Annotated in this window: 16 protein-coding genes; 6 read left to right on the top strand and 10 right to left on the bottom strand. The window is 70.7% G+C overall.

Annotated elements, in window-relative coordinates; all coding sequences use genetic code 11:
- Nucleotides 1-2: 2 nt before the first annotated feature.
- Nucleotides 3-1,307 (bottom strand): FAD-binding oxidoreductase, encoded by a 1,305-nt coding sequence (locus FVE25_RS46890; RefSeq protein WP_157254005.1) that lies wholly within the window; start codon nt 1,305-1,307, stop codon nt 3-5.
- A 58-nt stretch (nt 1,308-1,365) separates the two neighbouring features.
- Here FVE25_RS46890 and FVE25_RS46885 point away from each other — a divergent pair, with 58 nt between their 5' ends.
- Entirely contained in the window at nt 1,366-2,175 is an 810-nt protein-coding gene (locus FVE25_RS46885; protein WP_157254004.1) for an SAM-dependent methyltransferase, read from the top strand.
- On the opposite strand, the gene FVE25_RS46880 is transcribed toward FVE25_RS46885, so the two are convergent.
- On the bottom strand, nt 2,172-2,807 hold the full coding sequence (locus FVE25_RS46880; RefSeq protein WP_157254003.1) for a YoaK family protein: 636 nt from the start codon (nt 2,805-2,807) through the stop codon (nt 2,172-2,174). The genes FVE25_RS46885 and FVE25_RS46880 overlap by 4 nt on opposite strands.
- Before the next feature lie 49 nt (nt 2,808-2,856).
- Nucleotides 2,857-3,252 (bottom strand): DUF1801 domain-containing protein, encoded by a 396-nt coding sequence (locus tag FVE25_RS46875; protein WP_157254002.1) that lies wholly within the window; start codon nt 3,250-3,252, stop codon nt 2,857-2,859.
- An 81-nt stretch (nt 3,253-3,333) separates the two neighbouring features.
- On the opposite strand from FVE25_RS46875, the gene FVE25_RS46870 reads away from it, so the two are divergent.
- Together FVE25_RS46870 and FVE25_RS46865 are read left to right on the top strand one after the other, a co-directional pair.
- On the top strand, nt 3,334-4,056 hold the full coding sequence (locus tag FVE25_RS46870) for a peptidylprolyl isomerase (protein WP_157254001.1): 723 nt from the start codon (nt 3,334-3,336) through the stop codon (nt 4,054-4,056).
- 30 nt (nt 4,057-4,086) lie between these two features.
- Nucleotides 4,087-5,310 carry an erythromycin esterase family protein gene (locus FVE25_RS46865; protein WP_157254000.1) on the top strand — a complete coding sequence of 408 codons (1,224 nt, stop codon included), beginning with the start codon at nt 4,087-4,089 and terminating at the stop codon, nt 5,308-5,310.
- On the opposite strand, the gene FVE25_RS55845 is transcribed toward FVE25_RS46865, so the two are convergent.
- Nucleotides 5,295-6,362 (bottom strand): PucR family transcriptional regulator, encoded by a 1,068-nt coding sequence (locus FVE25_RS55845; protein WP_157253999.1) that lies wholly within the window; start codon nt 6,360-6,362, stop codon nt 5,295-5,297. The genes FVE25_RS46865 and FVE25_RS55845 overlap by 16 nt on opposite strands.
- 91 nt (nt 6,363-6,453) lie before the next feature.
- Between FVE25_RS55845 and FVE25_RS46855 the strand changes: the two genes are divergently transcribed.
- Both FVE25_RS46855 and FVE25_RS46850 read left to right on the top strand, forming a co-directional pair.
- Nucleotides 6,454-7,602, top strand: a complete 1,149-nt coding sequence (locus tag FVE25_RS46855) for a lactate 2-monooxygenase (protein WP_246268565.1) — start codon at nt 6,454-6,456, stop codon at nt 7,600-7,602.
- Nucleotides 7,599-8,381 carry a class II aldolase/adducin family protein gene (locus FVE25_RS46850; RefSeq protein ID WP_157253997.1) on the top strand — a complete coding sequence of 261 codons (783 nt, stop codon included), beginning with the start codon at nt 7,599-7,601 and terminating at the stop codon, nt 8,379-8,381. Before FVE25_RS46855 ends, FVE25_RS46850 begins: the two co-directional genes overlap by 4 nt.
- Here FVE25_RS46850 and FVE25_RS46845 read toward each other — a convergent pair.
- From FVE25_RS46845 to FVE25_RS46830, 4 genes are all read right to left on the bottom strand, one after another.
- Nucleotides 8,378-9,649, bottom strand: a complete 1,272-nt coding sequence (locus tag FVE25_RS46845; RefSeq protein WP_157253996.1) for a cytochrome P450 — start codon at nt 9,647-9,649, stop codon at nt 8,378-8,380. The genes FVE25_RS46850 and FVE25_RS46845 overlap by 4 nt on opposite strands.
- Nucleotides 9,650-9,651: 2 nt before the next feature.
- On the bottom strand, nt 9,652-9,852 hold the full coding sequence (locus FVE25_RS46840; RefSeq protein ID WP_157253995.1) for a ferredoxin: 201 nt from the start codon (nt 9,850-9,852) through the stop codon (nt 9,652-9,654).
- Nucleotides 9,849-10,439 carry a TetR/AcrR family transcriptional regulator gene (locus FVE25_RS46835; RefSeq protein WP_157253994.1) on the bottom strand — a complete coding sequence of 197 codons (591 nt, stop codon included), beginning with the start codon at nt 10,437-10,439 and terminating at the stop codon, nt 9,849-9,851. The genes FVE25_RS46840 and FVE25_RS46835 overlap by 4 nt, the downstream gene beginning before the upstream one ends.
- Nucleotides 10,440-10,748: 309 nt before the next feature.
- The gene (locus FVE25_RS46830; RefSeq protein ID WP_157253993.1) at nt 10,749-11,477 is read right to left on the bottom strand and encodes a dienelactone hydrolase family protein; all 729 of its coding nucleotides are present in this window, start codon (nt 11,475-11,477) and stop codon (nt 10,749-10,751) included.
- A gap of 630 nt (nt 11,478-12,107) precedes the next feature.
- Between FVE25_RS46830 and FVE25_RS46820 the strand changes: the two genes are divergently transcribed.
- Nucleotides 12,108-13,214, top strand: coding sequence for a winged helix DNA-binding domain-containing protein (locus FVE25_RS46820; protein WP_157253991.1), 1,107 nt, complete (start codon nt 12,108-12,110; stop codon nt 13,212-13,214).
- A 4-nt stretch (nt 13,215-13,218) separates the two neighbouring features.
- Here the strand turns inward: FVE25_RS46820 and FVE25_RS46815 are convergent, their stop codons facing one another.
- Nucleotides 13,219-13,968, bottom strand: coding sequence for a hypothetical protein (locus tag FVE25_RS46815; RefSeq protein ID WP_157253990.1), 750 nt, complete (start codon nt 13,966-13,968; stop codon nt 13,219-13,221).
- Nucleotides 13,965-20,582 carry an RHS repeat-associated core domain-containing protein gene (locus tag FVE25_RS46810; protein ID WP_157253989.1) on the bottom strand — a complete coding sequence of 2,206 codons (6,618 nt, stop codon included), beginning with the start codon at nt 20,580-20,582 and terminating at the stop codon, nt 13,965-13,967. The genes FVE25_RS46815 and FVE25_RS46810 overlap by 4 nt, the downstream gene beginning before the upstream one ends.
- Nucleotides 20,583-20,731 lie beyond the last annotated feature (149 nt).

Below are 20,731 nucleotides of genomic sequence, written 5' to 3'. Positions count from 1 at the left end.
GGTCAGCCGAGCACCGGGAAGTTGGCCCGGAAGACACCCTGCGGGTCGCGGGCGCGCTTGATCTCCCGCAGCCTGTCCAGCGTCTGCGCGGGGAACGCCGCGGCCGCCGTGTCCGACGCCGACAAGAACGTGTACGGCTTGCGCCCGGACACGTACCCGCCCAGCGCCTGCGCCAGCCGAGCCTGCTTGTCCCGCGCCCCCTGGGCCATCTCCGGGGTGATCGCCAGGCCGAGCATGTAGACCAGGTACGGCTCGGCCACGGTGCCACTGGCGGCCGTGGCCGGGTCGGCCAGCGCCCCACCCAGGTGCCTGACCTGGACCGCGATCAGCGGGTCGATCGGCTCGGCCAGCAGGATCTCCGTCGCCTTGTCATCCAGCTCGCTCAGCAGTTCGCCCCTGGAGGCGCCCGGCGACGGGTCGGTCGGCTCGTTGGTGATCACGCCCAGGTCGGCGGTGGCCAGCGCGCCCCGGCTGTCCGACAGCGCCCCGCCGATCGCGTCCAGCCCGGCGAGCAGGTCCCTGCCCTCGTCGGCGGAGCCGAGGTAGGCGGCGCTGATCCCGACCATCGGCGGCGCCCCGGGGAACTGCACCCGCGCCGCCCACAGGGACAACTCCCGCGGCGCCGCGGAGGTGATCTCCCGGAAGGCGGCGAACACCTCGGGCGCCAGGTGGCCGGGCCAGGTGATCGTGCCGCCGTACAGCAGCGGCTCGGGGAACAGCTCGAACTCCACCGCCGTGACCAGCGCGAAGTCGCCGCCGCCGCCACGCAGCGCGAAGAACAGATCGGGGTCGGAGTCCGCGCTGACCCGCCTGGCGACGCCGTCGGCGTCCACCACGTCGAAGGCGCGCACCCGCTCGGCGGCGTAGCCGTACTTCCGGCTGAACCAGCTCAGGCCGCCGCCCAACGTGTAGCCGGTCACGCTGACCAGCGGCATGCTGCCCGCCAGCCCGGTCAGCCCGTGCTCGCCGGCCGCCGCCTGCACCTGCCCCCAGCGGGCGCCGGCGCCCACCCGGGCCAGGCGCTCCTCCGGGCGGATCTCCACCGCGTCCAGCGCCGCCGTGCGCAGCAGGATCGCCCCGCCGGTGTCGCCCGTGGCGCCGTGGCCGCTGGGCTGGGCGGCGATCGTCAGGCCGTCCTTCTTGGCCTGCCGTACCAGAGCCTCGACGTCACCGGCGTCGGCCGCCTCCACGACGGCGGCCACCGGCTGGTCCACCGCCACGTTCCAGGGCTTGCGGGCCTGCTCGAACTCCTCGTCACCGGGCAGCAGAACGCGGCCCTTGACCACATCACGCAGATTCTTCGTCATGTGCACTATGACGAAGACGGTCGAGAAAATGTGACCGCACTTGACCTAAGCTTTAACCATGTCGGATGGCGAGCGCGTCCCGATCGGCATCGATCCGTCCACGCCCAGCGTGGCGCGGATGTACGACTACTATCTCGGCGGCAAGGACAACTTCGCCTCCGACCGTGAAGCCGCCGAGAAGATCTGGCGGCTGGTCCCCGAGGTCAAGCAGATCGCCCGCGACAACCGCGACTTCCTCATCCGGGTGGTCCGCAGCCTGGTCGAGAACGGCGTCAGGCAGTTCGTGGACATCGGCACCGGCCTGCCGACCCAGCAGAACGTGCACGAGGTCGCCCTCACCCGCGCACCCGAGTGCCGCATCGCCTACGTGGACAACGACCCCATCGTGCTCACGCACGCCCGAGCCCTGCTGGCCGACAACGCGCAGACCATCGTGGTCGACGCCGACCTGCTCCGGCCCAGTTCGATCATCGACCATCCCGAGATCAGGAAGCATCTCGACTTCGGCCGGCCGGTGGCGATCCTGCTGTTCGCCATCCTTCACTTCGTGCCCGACGACGCCGAGGCCCTGAAGATCGTCACCACGCTCCGCTCGGCGCTGGCGCCCGGCAGCTATCTGGCCGTCTCCCACGGGTACGCCGGCGACCTGAGCGACGAGACCATCCGTGCCGGTCAGGAGGTCTACAGCCGGGCCTCGGCCGGGTCCGTCGTCCCGCGCACTCCCGACGTTCTGGTCACCTATTTCGACGGCCTGAAACTGATGGCGCCCGGCATCGTGCCCGTGGACGCCTGGCGGCCCGAGTGGGACGAGGTCAAGCCGGACTTCGGCAAACCCGGCCTCCTCGGCGGGGTCGCCGAGGTGCTCTAGCCCTCCCTGACCAGCACCACCGTGACCGTGACCAGGAGGACGGCGGCCGCCGACAGGGCGGCGACGGGGCCGCTGCCCAGATACAGCGCGCCGCCTGCCAGAGCTCCGGTGAACAGGGCGGCGATCGAGACGACGCGCCGCCGGTTGGCGGTGCCGGGAGAGTCGGCGGCCAGGCCGGTCAGCGCGGTGGTCAGCACGGTCGTGGTCATGTCGGGGACGCCGGCCCGCCGTACCGAGGCGTTCTGCATCCCCATCCCGAACGCCAGCACCATGATCACCACGACGGACGGCCCGTAAGCCGCCAGCAGCACGACGGCCGGGACCACCATCGCCGCGTGCGCCCCCGTCACCGCCGCGAACGGCACCCGCACCCGCCCGGTCAGCCAGGCGCCGAGCGCGAACGAGACGATGGCCGCCGCGGAGGCCCACAGGCTCAGCCGCTGCGCGCCCGCCACGGCGAACCCGACGAAGACCACGTTGCCCGTCATGTTGGCCACGAACACGTTGCCCAGGGCCAGGAAACTGACCGCGTCCACGATCCCGCTGACCACGGTGAGCACGACCAGCGCCGCGGGCAGCACCCCGGGCTCCCCGCCCGCGTCCGGATACAGCCAGGCGGCGGCGCGCTTCATCGTTCGGCAGGCTAACCCCCGTCCCGGCTACGGGCGGCCCGACGCGCCGTCACCCCCGGGCTTTGATCTTCCGCCACCCTCCCGCCCGGTTGTTGGCGATGATCTGCCGGAACATCGTCAGCAACGCGGGCTTGTTGATCTCCTCGCCCTGCCGGACGGAGATCATCCTGGCCGTCTTGTTGTCGTGGCCGCCGGTGATGATGCCCTCCGGGTCGGGCACGATCGCGCCGTCGTACAGGAAGACGTTGACGTGGTTCTTCGCCGCCAGCAGCGCGCACACATTGCCCTGGAGCACGAAGTACGGCTGGACCGTCCGCTTGATCGTCTCGGCCAGTTCGGGATCGGCCTCGTGGACCAGATCCCGTACCTCCTGGCAGATGGCCTGCTGCCACGCGGGCAGGGCGTCGATGTAGGCGTCGACGCGCGGGTCACGGGTGTAAGACATGTGATTTCTCCTTTTTTCTGCAAACCCTAGAAGCCGTGACCGGCCTAATGTTGATCCGTTGACAACCCCTGTGGAGGACAGATGTCGCTGATCCGACTCGCCTTAACCGCAGCGGCGACGGGTTCCCTGCTCGCGCTCGCCGTCACCCCGGCGGCCGCGGCCGAGAACCGGCCGCCACGCACTACCAAGGGCCCCTGCGCCTATACCGAGACGCCCGACGAACCGCCCGCCCGCAAGGTCCACCTGCCGCCGGACCCGCGCCGCACCCCCACCCGGCCGGTCTCGGCGCTGCTGAAGACCAACCACGGCGACATCCGCCTCACCCTCGACCCGGTCAAGGCGCCCTGCACCGTGCAGAGCTTCGTCCACCTCGTCCGGCACCGCTTCTACGACCGGACCTCCTGCCACCGGCTGACCGCCTACGACCGGCTGAAGGTGCTGCAGTGCGGCGACCCGAGCTTCACCGGCGAGGGCGGGCCCGGCTACAAGTACAAGGACGAACTGCCCACCGACCTGCCGCCGTGGCCGGGCGATCCGACGGGCGCGCGCAAGACGTACGGCCGCGGCCTGCTGGCCATGGCCAACGCCGGGCCCAGCACCAACGGCAGCCAGTTCTTCCTGGTCATCGGCGACTCCGGGCTGCTGCCCAACTACACGGTCTTCGGCACCGTCGACGCCGGCGGCCTGGAGGCGCTGGACCGGATCGCGGCCGGCGGCATCCAGCCCACGCCCGGCGGCCCGACGCCGCCGGTGGACGGCAAGCCGGTGCTGCCCGCCGACATCAGGAAGGCCAGGATCCACTAACCGTTTCCACATCTGGTACTGTTCCCAGATATGAGACTGAATAGCGACGCCGTCCTGCCCCTCGACGACCTCGGCTGGCTCGGCGACGCGGTCGGCGATGCCCGGGTGGTCGCGATCGGAGAGAGCTCGCACTTCAACCACGAGTTCTACGAGCTGCGGCTCAACCTCCTGCGCCACCTGGGCATCGACGCCTACGCCATGGAGTCGGGCTTCCCGGAGGGCTGGACGACCCACGACCGGCTGGCCGGCGGCGACGGCCCCGCCGCACAGGGCATCACCTCGCTCATGGGCGTGTGGACGGAGATGCGTGACCAGCTCGACTGGATGCGCGCCAACGGCACCCGCTTCTACGGCATCGACCTGCCCGGGTCCAACTGCTCCCTGATGCCCGGCCTCGACGCCGTGACCGCCTACCTGGCCGAGGCCGACCCCGACTACACCGTCGCACCCGGCCTGCGTGCGGCCGCCTCGTTCGGGGCGGCCTCGCCGTTCTCCGCCCCGCAGGCCCTGGCCGCCTACACCGGGCTCGAGCCCGCGCAGAAGGACGCGCTGACCGCGGGGCTGGCCGACCTCACCGCCCGGCTGCGCGCCCGCCGCCTCGACTACATCGAGCGGACCGGCGCCGACGCCTACTCCCGCACCCTGCACACCCTCGGCCTGACCGTCACCCTGGACGCGACGATCCGCGAGATGGCCGGCGGCGGCACGCAGCACCTCAGCATCCGCGACGCCGGGATCGCCGACACGATCGAGTGGATCCTGCGCCGCGAGCAGCGCCTGGTGATCGGGGCACACAACATGCACGTGCAGCGCACCCCCATCATCATGCCCGGCCTGCCGGTCTCGACCCCGATGGGCATGCACCTGGCCGAGCGCCTGCGTGACGACTACGTGGTCATCGCCACCACCTCGGGCCCCGGCCAGACGCTCAACAACAGCCCCGGCTTCTACACCGGCGAACTGTTCACCGACCTCGAGGCGCCCGACCCCGGCAGCCTCGACGGCCTCATGGCCGCCACGCACGACGGCCCCTTCGCGATCGACCTGCGCCGCCTGTCCGCGGCCGACGCCAAGGCCGTCCAGGCAGCCACCCAGCACCGGATCGGCGCCGGGTACACCGAGGTCGAGCCGCTGGCCGCCTTCGACATCCTCGTCCACATCCCCCGCGTGACCGCCGCCCACCCCGACGAGGCCGCGCTGGCCCACACGCCCGCCGAGGTCGCCGAGGTCTTCGCCGCCTACCTGCGGAAGTAGTGGGTCTCCAGCGCCAGGAAGAGCTCGGCCGCCTCACGCGGATGATCGACCGAGCGGCCCGTGAGCTCCTTCACCCTGCCCAGCCGGTAGCGCACCGTGTTGCGGTGACAGAACAGCGCCTCGGCGGTCCTGGCCGTCGAGCCGCCCGCCGCGAACCAGGCGTGCGCGGTGGCCAGCAACGCGTCCCGGTCGCCGGCGGGCAGCTCCAGCAACCTGCCCAGCACCCTCAGGGCCAGGTCGTCGGCGGTTTCCAGACTGCTGGCGATCAAGGTCGCGACCGGCCGCTCCCCGTAGTGGGAGACGCCCTCGCCCTCCGGCGCCGCCGCCAGCGCCAGCCTGGCCAGCCGGAGCGCCGCGGCCGTCTGCGAGATCTGCTCGTAGGCGGGGCTGACGCCGTAGCGCCCGCCGCGCAGCCCGGGAAACGCCGCGTTCCCGGGCAGCGACAGTACGGCCAGCCGCTGCGTGGGCAGGTGCCGCCAGACGGCGCCCGGCGGCAGTTCGGCGTCGGGCCCGGCGGCGATCACGTGGAACCGTCCCCGGTGCGGCAGGCCGAGGGCGTCGGCGCTCTGCCGGATCCGGACCGGGTCGGTGCCCAGCAGCGCGTCGAACGCCAGCTCCCGATCGCGCCCGCGCTCGGCCTCGACCTCGCGGTAGGCGCCGCGGATGGCCTCCGACATCAGGTCGAGGCCCAGCCACATCTCGGTGGCGCTGTCGATGAGGATCGGGTGCTCGTCGCTGCCGGCCTCGGCGACGAAGCTCTCCCACATGAACTGCAGGCCGACCCGGTAGCTGTGCAGCAGCGCGGCCAACGGCACGCCCCTCTCGGCCCGCCGCCTGGCGTTGGCCGCGGTGGAGGCGGTCGAGATCTCCGCCCGGCCGGACAGGTGGCCGAGCGAGAGCGTGAGCTGCTCGGCGCAGACGGCCGTGATGTCGTCCGGCGGCACCACGGCCAGCTCCGCCTCGGCCGCACGCACCCGGCGGGCCAGCTCCACGGCCAGCTCGTCCACCCGGCCCAGCAGCCGGGCGCTCAGCGCCGCGAACCTGGGATCCACAGTCCTGATTGTGCCACCACACAATGAGCAGAACCCGATTCGCGACCGCCGAACGTTGTCACCCGCGCACTGCGCGAGACACCCTGGCCAGGTGGCCTACTCCGATTTCCAGCTCGAGATCTACCTCAACGGCCTGACCGGCACGCTCCCGCCGTACTCGGTGGACCCGGCCAGGCTCCAGGAAGCCGCCCGCGACCTGCTGGACGCGGGCCCCTACTGGTACGTGGCGGGCTCGGCCGGCAGCGGCGAGACCGACCGGGCCAACCTGGCCGCGTTCGCCCGCCGCCGGATCGTGCCGCGCATGCTGCGCGAGACCACCGAACGGGACCTCACCACCGAGTTGTTCGGCCACACCTACCCGGCGCCGCTGGCCCTGGCCCCGATCGGCGTGCAGTCGATTGTGCACCCGCACGGCGAACTCGCCACCGCCCGCGCCGCCGCCGCGCTCGGCCTGCCGGCGATCCTGAGCACCGCCGCCTCCCACACGCTGGAGGAGGTGGCTTCGTCGGCGTCCGGCCCGCGCTGGTACCAGCTCTACTGGCCGCACGACGACGAGGTCACGCTCAGCCTGCTGGAGCGCGCCCGCAAGAACGGCTACGACACGCTCGTCGTCACGCTCGACACCTGGACGCTCGCCTGGCGCCCCAACGACCTCGACCGCGCCTACCTGCCGTTCCTGCGCGGCACCGGCCTGGCCATCCCGCTGTCGGACCCGGTCTTCCGCGCCCGCCTGGCCCGCCCGGTCGAGGAAGACCTCGACGCCGCGATCATGGCCTGGGCGCCCATGTTCAACGGCCGCGCCCACACCTGGGAACAGCTCCCGCTGCTGCGCGAGAACTGGGACGGACCGATCGTCCTGAAGGGCATCCTGCACCCCGACGACGCCCGCCGCGCCGCCGACGCCGGCATGGACGGCATCGTGGTCTCCAACCACGGCGGCCGCCAGGTGGACGGCGCCGTCGCCGCCCTGGACGCCCTGCCCGGCGTGGTCGCCGCCGTCGGGTTGCCCGTGCTGTTCGACTCGGGCATCCGTACCGGCGCCGACATCGTCAAGGCCCTGGCTCTGGGGGCGCGTGCCGTACTCCTCGGCCGGCCGTACATCTGGGGGCTCGCCCTCGGCGGCGAGGACGGCGTGCGGCACGTCGTGCGCTCGCTCCTCGCCGACCTCGACCTGACCCTGGGCCTGGCGGGCTTCAGCTCGCCGGCCGACCTCGACCCATCAGTGCTGGAGGCACCGTGAACCTTACGCCGATCCCGACCGACCAGCTGATCTTCAGGCTCCCGCAGAAGTTCGACGACGTGGCCGACGAGCGCCGCCACCGCCAGGAACGCCTGGTCGCCGCGCTGCGCCTGTTCGGCCGCTTCGGCTTCGAGGAGGGCGTGGCCGGGCACATCACCGCCCGCGACCCCGAGCACCCCGACCACTTCTGGGTCAACCCGTTCGGCATGAGCTTCAAGCACATCAAGGTCAGCGACCTCATCCTGGTCAACCACGAGGGCCAGGTCGTCCACGGCAAGTACCACGTCAACCAGGCCGCCTTCGCCATCCACTCGATGGTCCACCAGGCCCGCCCCGACGCCGTGGCCGCCGCGCACTCCCATTCCGTGTACGGCAAGGCGCTGTCGTCCCTCGGCGCCCTGCTGGAGCCGTTGACCCAGGACGCCTGCGCCTTCTACGAGGACCACGCCCTGTTCGACGACTACACCGGCGTCGTCGTGGAGACCGAGGAAGGCCGGCGCATCGCCACCGCCCTCGGCTCCCACAAGGCGGTCATCCTGCGCAACCACGGCCTGCTGACCGTGGGCGACTCCGTGGACGCCGCCGCCTGGTGGTTCATCACGATGGAACGCTCGTGCCAGGCCCAGCTCCTGGCCAAGGCGGCGGGCCCGACCGTGCTCATCGACCACGACCAGGCCAAGCTCACCCACGGCCAGATCGGCAACGACCTGGTGGGCTGGATCAACTTCCAGCCCCTCTACGACCAGATCACCCGCACCGAGACCGACATGTTCGACTAGAGGCGCCTGATGGGCAGCGTCCTGGGCCCCCGGACCTGACCGGTGGCCCAGGTGACGGCCTCCGGATCGGCGAGGGAAAAGTCCGGGACCCGCTCCAGCCACACCTCGAGCGCCACCCGCAGCTCCATGCGCGCCAGATGCGAGCCGACGCACCGGTGGATGCCCAGCCCGAACGCCGCGTGCCGGTTGACCTCGCGATCGATCACGACCTCGCCGGCCCGCTCGAACTGCGCGGGGTCACGGTTGGCGGCCGGGAACGACAGCAGCACCCAGTCCTCGGCCTTCATCTCGACGCCGTGCCAGCTCATGTCCTCCTTGACCAGGCGGGCCATGGTCACCGGCGCGTAGGCGCGCAGGAACTCCTCCATCGCCGTCGGCAGCAGCCCCGGCTCGGCGACCAGGCGCTCGCGGTCGGCCGGCGTCCTGGCCAGGTGCCACAGGGACGCGCCGATCGCGCTCCACGTGGTGTCGATGCCGGCGATGAGCAGCAGCGCCATCGTGCCGGCGACGTGGTCGGCGGTGAGCTTCTGCCCGTACAGCTCGGCGTCGATGAGGAAACTCGTGAGATCGTCCCGCGGCCGGTCGATGTGATCGCGAATCTGGACGAGCAGGTACTCGAACAGCTTCCCCATGCCCGCCACGCGCTCCTCGGGCGGCCGGTTGACGCCTTCGAGCGCGTTCTCGATGAACTCGCGGAAGTGCTGCCCGTCCTCGGGCGGGAAGCCCAGCATGTCCGCGATCACCCGCACCGGAATGTGCTGGGCGTAGTCGCGTGCCGCATCCACCACCTCCCGCTCCCCGAACGCGTCGATGAGCGAGTGACAGTACGCCCGGGTCGCCGCCTCCCGCTTGCCCACCTCGGTCTTGGTGAAGGCGGGAAGCAGCAGCTTGCGAGCGTCGTGGTGAAACGGCGGATCCGACGAAATGGGCGGCACCCCGCCCACGGGCGCGATCTCCTTGGGCGGCCGGAAATTGCTCATGATGATCGACCGCGAGGAGAACCGCTCGGTGTCGTAGGCGATAGCCGCCACGTCGTCGTACCGCGTCGGCAGCCACCCACCCCCGAACCGCTCGGTCCGCGCGATGGGACACCGCTGCCGCAGATCATCCTGAATCGGGTAGGGATCGGCCGCCCACTCCCCCTCGGTGTGGGAGAAGTCGGTCGCCCAGTCGGTCACCGGCCCGGTGACGATCTCGTTCCGGACGCCCTGCACCAGCTCGTCGTCCTCGCCCTGCCGCTTCTCGGCAAACCGCTCGTCGACCGTCATCTTCACACCTCCTGCTGTACGGCTATCGCCCGCTCCGGACAGTTGGACACCGCCAGCCGGACCGCGTGCTCCTGCCCCTCGGCCACGAGCCCGCCCTCGAGAACCTGCCCGTAGCCCTCGTCGTCCTCGGCGAACACCTCCGGCGACAGGTCATAACACCGCCCGTGTCCCTGGCAGCGTCCGGAATCGATGTGCACTTTCATGGCGGTGCTCCTAGCGCGGTCACGACACGGGTCAGCAGCTCGGTCCATTCCCGGCTGTCGACGTGATGCAGATCGGGCGAGACGAGCGCGCTCCCCAGCGCCAGCAGCAGGCAGAAGTGCGCCAGCGCCTCCGGCGACAGCCCGGCGTCGATCTCCCCCGCATGCTGCGCCGCCTCCACCAGCCCCGCCAGCCAGTCGGCCCGCCCTCCGATGTACCCCCGCATCGGCCGGGCCAGCTCCTCATCCCGCCGCGCGGCCACCAGCGCCTCGACGATGAGATACCCCTCGGCCTCCTTGCGGTCGGGCAACCGGCTCCCGACGATGAGCAGCAGATCGGTGATCGACCGATCGGGCTCGGCGGTCAGCATCTCGGCCAGCATGCGCGGCCCATACGCGCGCAGCGCGGCCACGAGCAGATCGGCCTTCGACCCGAAGTGGGCATACAGGGCCCCGTTGCTCACCCCGGCCGAGGCGGCGATGTCCGCGACCCGGGTCCCGTCGTACCCACGCTCGGCGAACGCGTCAGCAGCGGCCCGAAGCAGCCGCTCCCGCGTCTCGGCGGCGGTGACACCGGCGATGCGCCCCATGGGTGAATTAAAAAATCGTTCATTTGATACGTCAAGACATCTCAGGCAATTTCCGGACATGTCGCCTGAGGCGCTTGCAGATGTCACAACGGCGCGGGAGCTGTCAGCGGGCTTGGCATCGGGGCGTCGAGGATGTCAGTAGGCGTGGGCCGACCAGGGCGGGACGGACAGGTTGGCCCGCCCGGGAGGGCGCCCACGAGACCTCCCGGCATGAAACAGGCCCCCGCCCTGAGGCGGGGCCTGTCGTCTCAATAAGCAGCATCCTGGCCGACAGCCCCTACCATCTGCGGCTGGCCTGACGGCCTGGTCTCACTTCAGGTGCCGGACGAAGAACTGGGCAGCGGCTTCCCCGGCATGCTCAGGGACGCCGGTGTGCCCGCCCATGTTGGCGGTCAGGGTCTTCTCCTTGGATCCGAAGGCGTCGAACAGGTCGAGGGCCGCCTGTCGGTCGTTGCCTTCGTCGTCCCACTGCAGCAGGACGTGCAGCGGAATGCTGACCTGGCGGGCTTCCTCGAACATGGCGCGAGGGATGAAACTCCCGGCGAACAGAACGGCGGCCGAGATGCGCGGCTCAACCACCGCCAGCCGGGTCCCGAGGGAGATCACGCCCCCCGAGTACCCGACCGGGCCGCCGATCTCGGGCAGCGCAAGGAGAGCGTCTAGGGCGGCCTGCCATTCCGGGACCGCCTTGTCGACCAGCGGGAGGATGAGGGCGTCGATGATCTCGTCGCTGACTGGCTCGCCGGCCTCCATCGCCCGGCGCATGTCGGCGAGGGCTTGTTCGCCGTCGGGCAGGCGGGGCCGGTCGCCGCTTCCTGGGAGCTCGATGGTGGCCGTGGCGAAGCCGTCCGCCGCGGCTTGCCGAGCTCGGGCCACCAGCCGGGGGTACATCTTGCGCAGCCCCAGGGGAGGGGGGCTGATCAGGATCAGCGGCGCCGGTGCGGATGCGGGAGTCCACAGGATGCCGGGGATCTCGCCGAGGGTGAATTCGCGCTCGAGGACTGCGTCGTCGAGATGCTGTTCAGAACTGAACTGCATGGTCGTGCCTTTCGGGAGGGCCATTGAACGGCGCTCCCGGACGACCTATCGCCCGACCGTGACCCCAGAGGGGAGCACCCATGTCGATACGTTCACGGGTACCACCTCCTCGCTCCTTTGCACGGCCTCCGGAAACGTAGCAGTGGCTGCCGTGGTCCCCCAACAGGTTTTCGCGGAGGCGGCCGGACGTGCTCGACCCGTCCGTCCCGCCGTGGTCGGCCCGCTCAATCTTCGATGGGAACCGCTCGCCCTCTGGGAACCAGGCGCGCCTCACCACCTGCACACACCCGAAACCGTCGAAGACCTGGACTACATAGCCAGGAATGCCGTTTGGCGAGAGCTTAGACATCGGGGAATGCCCTCGTGGATGACCAAGGCCGACACCGGGAGGCGACATGCAATACCTCCAAATCGTCACCCCGATCATCGGCATGGCAAGCACACTCGTCGGTGTTCTTCTTGGCGCGGCGCTCACTCGACGCGCTCAAGACCTTCAGCGGTCGCGAGACAGATGCCAGACACCGGATATGTCGTTGGCCTCCGGGTTAGCCACAAGGTGCACGTGTGGGGTGACAGGTACGGTGGTTTCCACGAGCCGGCCCGGGGGGAACGCATGACCAGCGAGTTGCCGTGACGCTGGACGGGCTTGAGCTGGCCCATCGCCGCGCCCGTGCCGTCGGGCTGGGGGGCGGGCCGCCGGTTCCGTTTGGCGGCGCCGCCGAGGTGGTCGGCTGGTTCGGTGCGGTGCAGGCGCAGGACTACCAGCCGGCGAAGTGGGCGGTCGCCCAGCGGCTCGGTCCCGGTGTCACCGACGTGGGCCTCGATCGCGCCTTTGACGACGGCGTCATCCTGCGCACGCACGTGTTACGCCCGACGTGGCACTTCGTGGCACCCGCCGACCTGCGCTGGCTGCTGGAGCTGACGGCGCCGCGGGTGCACGTGCTCAACGGCTACGCCTACCGGCGGGGCGAGCTCGGCGTCCCGCTGCTGCGCCGTACCACGGACCTGATCGCCGACGCCGTCGCCGGTGCGAACCATCTGACGCGCGCCGAGATCGCGGCCTTGCTCGCCCGCCACGGCATCGTCGCGGAGGGGTTCCGGCTCGGCTACATCCTCATCTACGCCGAATTGGAGCGGGTGATCTGCAGCGGCCCGCTGAGGGGGAAGCGGCACACGTACGCGCTGCTCGACGAGCGGGTCCCGCGGGCGGCGAGCCTTGAGCGCGACGCGGCGCTGGCCGAGTTGGTCCGCCGGTTCTTCACCAGCCACGGTCCGGCGACGGCGAAGGACCTGGCGTGGTGGTCCAGTCTCACGCTCGCCGACATCGCCACCGGGCTGTCACTCGTCGGCGACGCGCTGGAGAGCACCGACGTCCGCGGCGTCACCTACTGGTCCGCGCCGCGGGACGCCCCCGCGCCGGCCGGGTCCCCGTCGGTGCGGCTGCTGCAGGCGTACGACGAGTACATCGTCGGCTACAGGCAGAGCAGGCACCTGCTCGACCTCGGCGGCCTGATGGCAGCGGCACCGGACGGGCTCGCCCTGCCGAACGGCGTCATCGTGGTCGACACGCAGGTGGCCGGCCGCTGGAGGCGCACGGTCCGGGCCGACGCCGTCGTGCTCGAAGCGACGCTGTACCGGCCGTTCGGCGCCGCCGAGACCGCTGCGCTGCACGACGCGGCCGACGAGCTGGGCGTCTTCCTGGGCGCACCCGCTGCCGTCTCGGTGAGCCTGCTGTGAGCCGTCACCCGTCCAGGCGCAGCACCGCCGTACCGAGCGCTTTGCTCGCCTCCCGGACTCTCTCGTGGAGCTGCGGCGACCGGCCGGAGTGGAACACCCCCCGCTCCCACTGGAGGATCGCTCCGCCGTCGAAACTTTCGGCCAGGAGCCCGCGCAGTGGCTTCGCGGCCTGAAGAACCCGGTCCGAGACATAGAGCTCGGTGGAGATCTTCCCCGATCCCGCCGCGAGCGCCGAAGGGGTGTCGAACATGAGCTCGACCCCCATCTGCGCGTACGGCGGGTCGCAGCGCCGGCAGGCTTCCGCGAGCAAGGACGTCGACCACTCGGCGACCTTCGCCGCGTTGCTGCGGTCGCCCTTCTTCCACAGCTCCTCGGGAAGGCCGAATGCCTGCCCGGCGATCGCGATGGCCACGGGATGGCGGTCGGGCGGACGCGCGAGCAGATATTGCGCCACCGCGATGCCGCCCATCTTCTTGGCCCGGAAACCCGCCTGAAGGATCCGCCCGTCGCGGGGCCGGCGGGCGGCCAGTGCCGCCCGGCTCAGGTCTGCCCGCGTTTCCAGCCACGCGATGTCGGCCAGATCGGAGCGCAGCTCGAACTCGGCGTCCCACGGAGCGACCTCGGCGGCCCCGTTGGGAACGCAGCCCATGCTCTGCGCGATGTCGCAGAGCTCGGCGAAGGCGAGGTGTTCGGCGGTGCCCGGATAGAGGGCGATCACCAGGTGGGGAGGTTCCGGGTAGAGGTCGTCGGTCATTTGCTCTTTCCCAGGATTCTCAGCATCGCCGTGACCTGCTTCCTGTTCGGCACGAACGCCGTGACCAGGTCTCCGGTCACACGGTCGAACTGTGCGACGAACCATTTCCCGTCGACTCTGATCAAGTAGGCGTCCGTGAGAGTGCTACCGCTCTGCCAGGGGACTATCTTGCTGCTGCCCGATGCCCGTTCGATGAGCTCGTTCCACTCATCCATCTTGGCCTTCTTCGTCACCGGGCGGCCGAACCACTGGGCGGCATGCCGGTCGAACGAGTGCTGCAGGCCGGCCTGCGTGATGTTCGGCGGAGGGATGCAGGAGGTGTTGTGGACGAGGACGTCGGCCCCGCCCGCCGCCACGTGGTAGGTCTGCGGCCCCGCGACGGTCAGGTTGTGGACCCGCTGGCTGCTGACGGTGCGCAGGGTGACGGCGGTGACCTGGACCCAGGTGCCGGCGCTGGTCCGGAGCCACTGGCCGGGCTGGAGGCGGGCGGCCTCCTGCCAGATGCCCGGGCCGGGCAGCCAGAAGGGGTGGGTGTCGGTGGCGAGGATGACGCCCGTGCGGTCACCCGTGTCGACGGTCACTTCGACGAGGGCCTTCGCGCCGGTACTGGTGTGCACGGCGAGGACGGGCTGCGCGGTCGTCCGCCCGGTCCGCGGATCGGTGGCCATCACCCGGTCACCCGGCCGGACGTCTTCGATGGGTTTGCTGCCGCCATCCCCCATCACGACCCGGGTCCCTGGCACGAAACTGCTGCACGCGCGGGCCGCGGCGGCCAGTTTGTCCTCCAGCGCCTTCAAGTCGCCCTTGGCCCTCGACCACGCCTTGAACTTGTTGATGGCTTTCTCACCGAGCCGGTAGAGACTCTCCGCGAGATCGGCGAGTTTGGCCCACTTCGTGGGCAGGCCATATTTGGTGACCAGTTTCCCGAGCAGGCCCCCGGCCAGAGAGGACAGGATGTTCAGGGCGGTTTCCCCGCAGGCGCCCAGATCCCCCTTGGTGAAGCAGTCGATGCCGGCCGTGACGCCCAGCTCGTCGGCGGCGATCTTGGCGATGCCCCGGAGCGCGTCGAACAAGGCGTCCAGTTCACGCTTGACCTGCGCCTCCAGCTCACGCAGGTCGCACTTGTCCTTGCCCATCTTGCGGACGCAGTTGCTGTAACGCTCGTTCGCCAGGCACTCGCTGTACCTCTTGGACTCCGGCAGGCAGTTGTCCGGCTTCAGCCCGGAGGGGTCCGACAGGCCGACCGGGTTGTTGCCCGCGTACCCGTAGGGGTTGGCCAGCCGTGGCGTACGCAGGTCCAGCAGCGGATCGGGGGAGATGAACCGCCCCAGTCCGGCGTCGTAGAAACGGGCGCCCAGGAGGTTCAGCCCGGTGGCGGTGTCGCGGGTCTTGCCGAGGAAGCCCAGATCGGTGAAGGGGAACTCGTCACGCCCCCGGAATCCGCCGTAGGGCAGGTACCGCTGCCGGGAGACCGCCGAGGTGGCGTCGGCGACGGCGAGTTGCGCGCTGCCCTGGCCGTCGCCGAGCAACCAGGTGAGGGCGCCGTCGTCGGCCCGCATGGCCATCATCGCGCCGCCGGCCGTGGTGTAGTACCGCTTGGCCTTCACCACTCCGCCGGAGGCTTCCAGCTCCATCGACCCCAGGTAGAGCGTGGTCACCGCGCCCTCGCGGCGGATGATGCGGTCACCGGCGGCGCCGTAGACGTACTGCGACGACTGGCCGTCCACGACGGCCTGGGTGAGCTTGCCCAGGGGATCCCAGGTGTAGGTGGTGGTGCTTCCGCCGGCCGTACGAGAAGTGAGCTGACCCGCGGCGTCGTAGCCGAAATCGCTGCGTCCGCCGCCTGCCACGGAGACGCCGGTGACGGCGTTGGGCCGCACCGCCGACGGGCCGGGCGCCGGGTAGGTGTAGTCCATCTTGCCGTCGGCCCAGGTTTCCTTGGTCGTGATGTTGCCGACCTTGTCGTAGGCGTAGCGCTCCCAGTAGGGGTTCAGCCCGCCGCGGTCGGCGCCGTGGTACCAGCCGCCCGAGCAGTCGGCCTGGGTGTTGGTGTAGGCGTAGGACAGGCGGCCCTGGGTGTCGTAGTCGAAGCACTGGTTCTGCGGGGTGAGCTGGTTCCGGTCGGCCACGCGCCGCAGCTGGTCGCCCGCGTCGTAGAAGAAGGCGTCGTCCTGGACGGTCTGCGGGCTGCCGGTGTCCGCCTTGGTCTTGGTGGTCAGGCCGGTGAGCCGGTTCCAGCCCTCGTCCCAGTTCAGTGTCCTGACGATCTGCCCGCGCGGGCCGTACGAACGCGCGGTCATCCGCCCGGTCTCCGAGTAGGCGCTGGCCTTGGCGTAGGTGAACCCCCCGCCGTAGTCGGAGGTGACCGTGGCCGCGTACCCCAGGTTCGTGTACCCGTAGGTCAGCGTCTCGCGGGGCAGGCCGCCCGCGGCGGGCATCGTCTGCCGGATCATGCGCCCGGCGGCGTCGTACTCGGTGGCGAACTCGTACGACCCGGCCAGCCGATCTCCCGTGTCGGGGATGGTCAGCCGGGTCCTGGTCGGCCGGTAGTCGTCGTCATAGGTGATGACGGAGTCGGTGTACGGCCGGCCGCCGCTGAACCGGGTGGCCGACGACATCTCGCCCTTGGCCACCGTGTCGTAACGCCATTCGGCGAGCTTGGTACCGCTGTCGACCTCGCCCGCCCACTGCGACAGGGGACGGCCGAGTTCGTCGTAGTGGTGGGAGATCTTCTGCCCGTTGCCGTCCACCGTCGCGACGAGCCGTCCGGCCGCGTCGTAGGTGCTGCGGGAGGAGCCCGAGTCGGGGTCGTCGGCGACGACGCGGCGGCCGATCCAGTCGTAGGTGAAGGCCCGGACGTTGCCGTTGGCATCGGTGAGCTTGGTCAGGTTGCCGCGGGTGTCGTAGTCGTAGCCGGTGACCTCCGACACGCCTGTGGACACCCGCTGGGTGATCGTGCGCGGCCGGTCCTTGACGTCCAGGCGGACCTCGGTGGGCAACCCCACGGGCGGGACGATCTCGTAGACGTCGGCGCCGCCGTACGTGGTGCTCGTGCGGCGTAACTCGGCCCCGCCCGCGTAGTCGATCTTCGCGGTGGGACGGCCGGCGTGGTCGTAGACGCTCTTCGTCCACGCCGGCAGGTCGGTCAGCGCGGGGTTGAGCAGGCCGGAACCGGGCGCGGCGCCGTTGTGGGCGCGTGCCGCCACGGCAGCGGTGAGCCCGCGCCCGTCGTAGGTGGTGATCGAGACGATCCGCCCTCCGGACGGGGAGGCCGTCTGCGACTCGCGCGGCCTGCCCCAGGCGTCCTCGTAGGTGTGGAACGTCAGGTAGTCGGTGCCCGACTGGAGGTGGGCGATCGTGGTCTTGACGGGGGCGGTGGGCTGACCGAGGTTCCCGTCGAAGGGGATCGTGTAGGCGAAGGTCGCCGTCGGACTGCCGTTTCGTGGCCGGCCCGCCGTCCACACGGCCGTGGTACGGCCCAGCGCGTCGTAGTCGATCTCGGTGGTCTTGCCGTTGGCGTCCTGGAACTTCACCGTCTGGCCGTGCAGCGGCGAACTCACGGTGGTCTCGGCGTACCCGAGCGGATTGGTGACCGTGACACCGCCGCTCGGCCAACCGGTCGCCGGGATGTAGCCGATGGTGGTGATCTTGCCGAGCGCGTCGGTGGACGAACGCGGCCTGCCGTAGGCGTCGAAGCCGGCCCGGGTGGTCGCGACGTGGGTGGCGTCGCTCCACACCCGCTTGTCCGTGACGTCGCCGGCTGTCGGCCGGTTGGCGGCCGGGTCGGTGTTTCCGTCGTACAACAGGGTCGTGCGGGCCGTCACCGCGCCCGCCGTACAGTCCTGACCGGCGTGCTCCTCCACCGAGGCGGCGAGGTCGAGCATCCAGGTGGCGGGGTCGCGGGCGTAGGTGGTGACCGTGCAGGTGTCGTCGGCCGTGCTCGCCTCGTCGCCGTAGGACACGACGGCCGCGGGCAGGCCGTAGGCGTCGTAGGACGTGCGGGTGCCGGTGTGCCGGAAGCCGCCGGCGGCGGTGACCTCACGGCCGCGTTCACGGGAGGCGCGGACCATGACCGGGTTGAGCGCGCCCGGGCCGTCGCCGGTGACCGGGGTCCAGTACTCGTAGCGGGTCGAACCGGTCTCCACGTCGGCCGCGGCGCCACGCCAGGTACGTTCCTGCAGGACCTGACCGGCCAGCCAGGGCCGGTCGGTCCAGGTTCCGGCGTCGAAGTCGGTGAGCTGGGCGCCGTCCACGCCGCGGAACCAGGTGCTGGAGGAGACGGTGACGTCGTCGGGCCCGCCCGTGCCGCGCGCGGTGTGGACGGTCTGGTAGCCGCGCCACTGGCTGGCGTGCTCAACCTGGTAGCCGCCCACGATCGGCGGGTACTCGGTGCCGCCCACGTAGGTCAGGGGGTAGGTCCAGGCGGGCGTGCCGGTGTAGGTGTAGGCCGTCACCTGGTCGGGCGAGCCGGTGACCAGGTCCTTCTCCACGACCCGGGTCACCGCCCACTTCTGGTAGACGTTCCCGGCCGGTGGCGCGCCGCCGCCCTGCTCCAGCTCGGCGTCGGTCCAGCAGTCCCGCCGGGACGGCGTGGTGTGGCCCCGCCAGTCGTAGCGCCGATCCGAGGAACGCACGCACGGGTTCGGCTGGCCGTACCCGACCTCGATGCGGCCGCCGAAGCCATTGCCGATCGCCCCGATCCTGGGGAAGTCATCCCAGCCTTCGCAGATGCCGTAAAGCTGGCAGTCGGTGCTGCCCTGGTTCCACCAGTAGGCGCTGGTCAGCTCGACCGCGTCGAAGTCGGCGGGAGGGAGCTTGGCGGCCTGCCCGCCGATCAGCCCGGTGTGCTGGACGGTGTCCAGCCACAGCTGGCGGCCCATGGTCCGGTAACGCAGGCGTAACTCGGCCACGTTCTTCCAGCCGCCGTCGTAGGCGGAGGTGACCACGCGATCGAGCTGCCGGGAGGCGTAGAAGGCGACCGTGGCGTTGTTGCACTCCGTGAGGGGTCCCGTTGGCGGCGCGCACCGCAGGTCCGTGGGGACCAGCAGCGGATCCATGTCCACCGTGGTGAAGGTCGTCCGCCCGGTCGGCGCGCTCCCGGCCACTCGCGTGTTGGCGCCCCAGCGCACCTCGGCCAGGTGCCCGCCCCGGTCGTACTCCTTCACCGACGACGGAAAGTAACAGGTCGCCCTGTTGTAGGACGAGCAGTAGTAGTTGGGCTCGCGCGTGTAGAGGTAGTCGGTGACGTTCTGGTGGCTGTCGGTCACCTGGTCGAGGTTCCACCGCCACACGCCGACGCACAGCCCCGGCGTGGTGCCCGTGCCGGACCACCGGTCATGGCATGGCTCGCCCGGCTCGTTGCCCGCGTACGGCACCCGCCACTGGCTGTCGCGACTCTGCCCCAGCCGCCATTTCGTCCCGTCCTGCGTGGTGATCAGCCAGTACGGCTGGCCGTCCGCTCCCCCGGGTAAGGACTGAACCCGCCAGCCGTGATCGGGGACGGTCTTGTACTGCCCGCTGGCCCTGTCCTTCACGATCTGTGTCGACTGCCCGGCCAGGACCAGCGTCAGCTCGCTGGCCGTGGCGTCCGTCGTGGCCGGGTCCCGGTCGTTGGCGTCCGGCGACTCCCAGCACAGGTCCGCCCACCCGGACTGGTAGGAGTTCGCCGGCGAACTGCCCTCGTCCCGGGCGCACGGCTTGTAGGAGCGCTCGACGAACCCCGCGGACAGGTCCCAGCCCAGTCCCACCCAGCCCGACTGGTTGTTGGTCACCTGAGACATGGCGTCCACGGCACCGGAGTCATAGGTGAGGGCCAGGTCCGGCGCCTTGCCGACCAGCGAGGGCGCCTGGGGAATCGGATAACTGTAGGTGAAGCTCCCGCCGGATCCCCCCGCCTGCCAGGAGCCGGACGGCTTGAGGTCGGTCGCCGTGAAGGTGCCGCCCATGGGCGAGTCGGACGCCGCCGCCGACGTCACCACGTAGACGCCCGTCGTGGACGTCTCTGCGCTCAGCCGCCCGGACCGGGTGTCGTTGGCCGTGGTCACCGTCCGCAGCGAACGATCGCAACCGGCGGGCGGCGTCGGCTGAAGCGCGCATTCCTCGACCCGCGCCACACCCAGCCGCTCGGCGAACCCGCCGCCGTGCGCGTCACGGAAGCCCTGGTACGACAGCGACACGCGCAGGGAACCGGTCGCGGCGCCGTCCGTCCGCGAGAGCCGGACGCCGAGCCCGACTCCGCCGAGCCGCGCCACGCTCGCCGGATCCAGCGTCTCCACCCGCACCCGCACCGGGGAACCGCGCTCCGCCGAGACCTCCACCGGCAGGTCCCCGGCCCGCACCGCCTTGGCATCGGCGAGCTCGACCTCGGCGACGCCGGCACGGGGCCACACGGTCGTCACCTTCTTGGGCGGGGCGACCCGATCCTCGGCGCCCCGGTCCGCCGCTTTCACCGCCACCGGACGGCTGGCCACGGACTTTTCCGGTTTACCCGCCGAGATTTCGGGGGTGGAGGCGGCGGCCTGGATCTCCGGCACCGCGAAACCCGCCAACAGAACGGTCAGCGCGGATAAGCCCGCGACGACCACCGGCCATGGACGAACAGAGGACACTGCCATGCTGGCTCCAAGCACTGGATATGCGCTGGGGGACCGCACAAGGAAGGGCGATGCGTCGCATGCTAGAAGGGGCGACTACATTTCCCCTAGATACGCAAATATCGCGATAAATTGCGCTTGGGACGGCCTGGTCGTCCAGGTCAAGGACG

Origin of the sequence: Nonomuraea typhae, assembly GCF_009760925.1 — a bacterium.
Classification (GTDB): Bacteria; Actinomycetota; Actinomycetes; order Streptosporangiales; family Streptosporangiaceae; genus Nonomuraea; species Nonomuraea typhae.
The sequence above is the reverse complement of the archived record's forward strand: the minus strand, read 5'-3'. Positions and strand labels throughout refer to the sequence as shown.

Bases quoted from the DNA above. Each gene is read 5' to 3' on its own strand.
- FVE25_RS46840 (WP_157253995.1), bottom strand. From the start codon at position 9,852: ATGAAAGTGCACATCGATTCCGGACGCTGCCAGGGACACGGGCGGTGT.
- FVE25_RS46810 (WP_157253989.1), bottom strand. From the start codon at position 20,582: ATGGCAGTGTCCTCTGTTCGTCCATGGCCGGTGGTCGTCGCGGGCTTA.
- FVE25_RS46880 (WP_157254003.1), bottom strand. From the start codon at position 2,807: ATGAAGCGCGCCGCCGCCTGGCTGTATCCGGACGCGGGCGGGGAGCCC.
- FVE25_RS46865 (WP_157254000.1), top strand. From the start codon at position 4,087: ATGAGACTGAATAGCGACGCCGTCCTGCCCCTCGACGACCTCGGCTGG.
- FVE25_RS46870 (WP_157254001.1), top strand. From the start codon at position 3,334: ATGTCGCTGATCCGACTCGCCTTAACCGCAGCGGCGACGGGTTCCCTG.
- FVE25_RS46885 (WP_157254004.1), top strand. From the start codon at position 1,366: ATGTCGGATGGCGAGCGCGTCCCGATCGGCATCGATCCGTCCACGCCC.
- FVE25_RS46835 (WP_157253994.1), bottom strand. From the start codon at position 10,439: ATGGGGCGCATCGCCGGTGTCACCGCCGCCGAGACGCGGGAGCGGCTG.
- FVE25_RS46815 (WP_157253990.1), bottom strand. From the start codon at position 13,968: ATGACCGACGACCTCTACCCGGAACCTCCCCACCTGGTGATCGCCCTC.
- FVE25_RS46845 (WP_157253996.1), bottom strand. From the start codon at position 9,649: ATGACGGTCGACGAGCGGTTTGCCGAGAAGCGGCAGGGCGAGGACGAC.
- FVE25_RS46875 (WP_157254002.1), bottom strand. From the start codon at position 3,252: ATGTCTTACACCCGTGACCCGCGCGTCGACGCCTACATCGACGCCCTG.
- FVE25_RS46890 (WP_157254005.1), bottom strand. From the start codon at position 1,307: ATGACGAAGAATCTGCGTGATGTGGTCAAGGGCCGCGTTCTGCTGCCC.
- FVE25_RS46830 (WP_157253993.1), bottom strand. From the start codon at position 11,477: ATGCAGTTCAGTTCTGAACAGCATCTCGACGACGCAGTCCTCGAGCGC.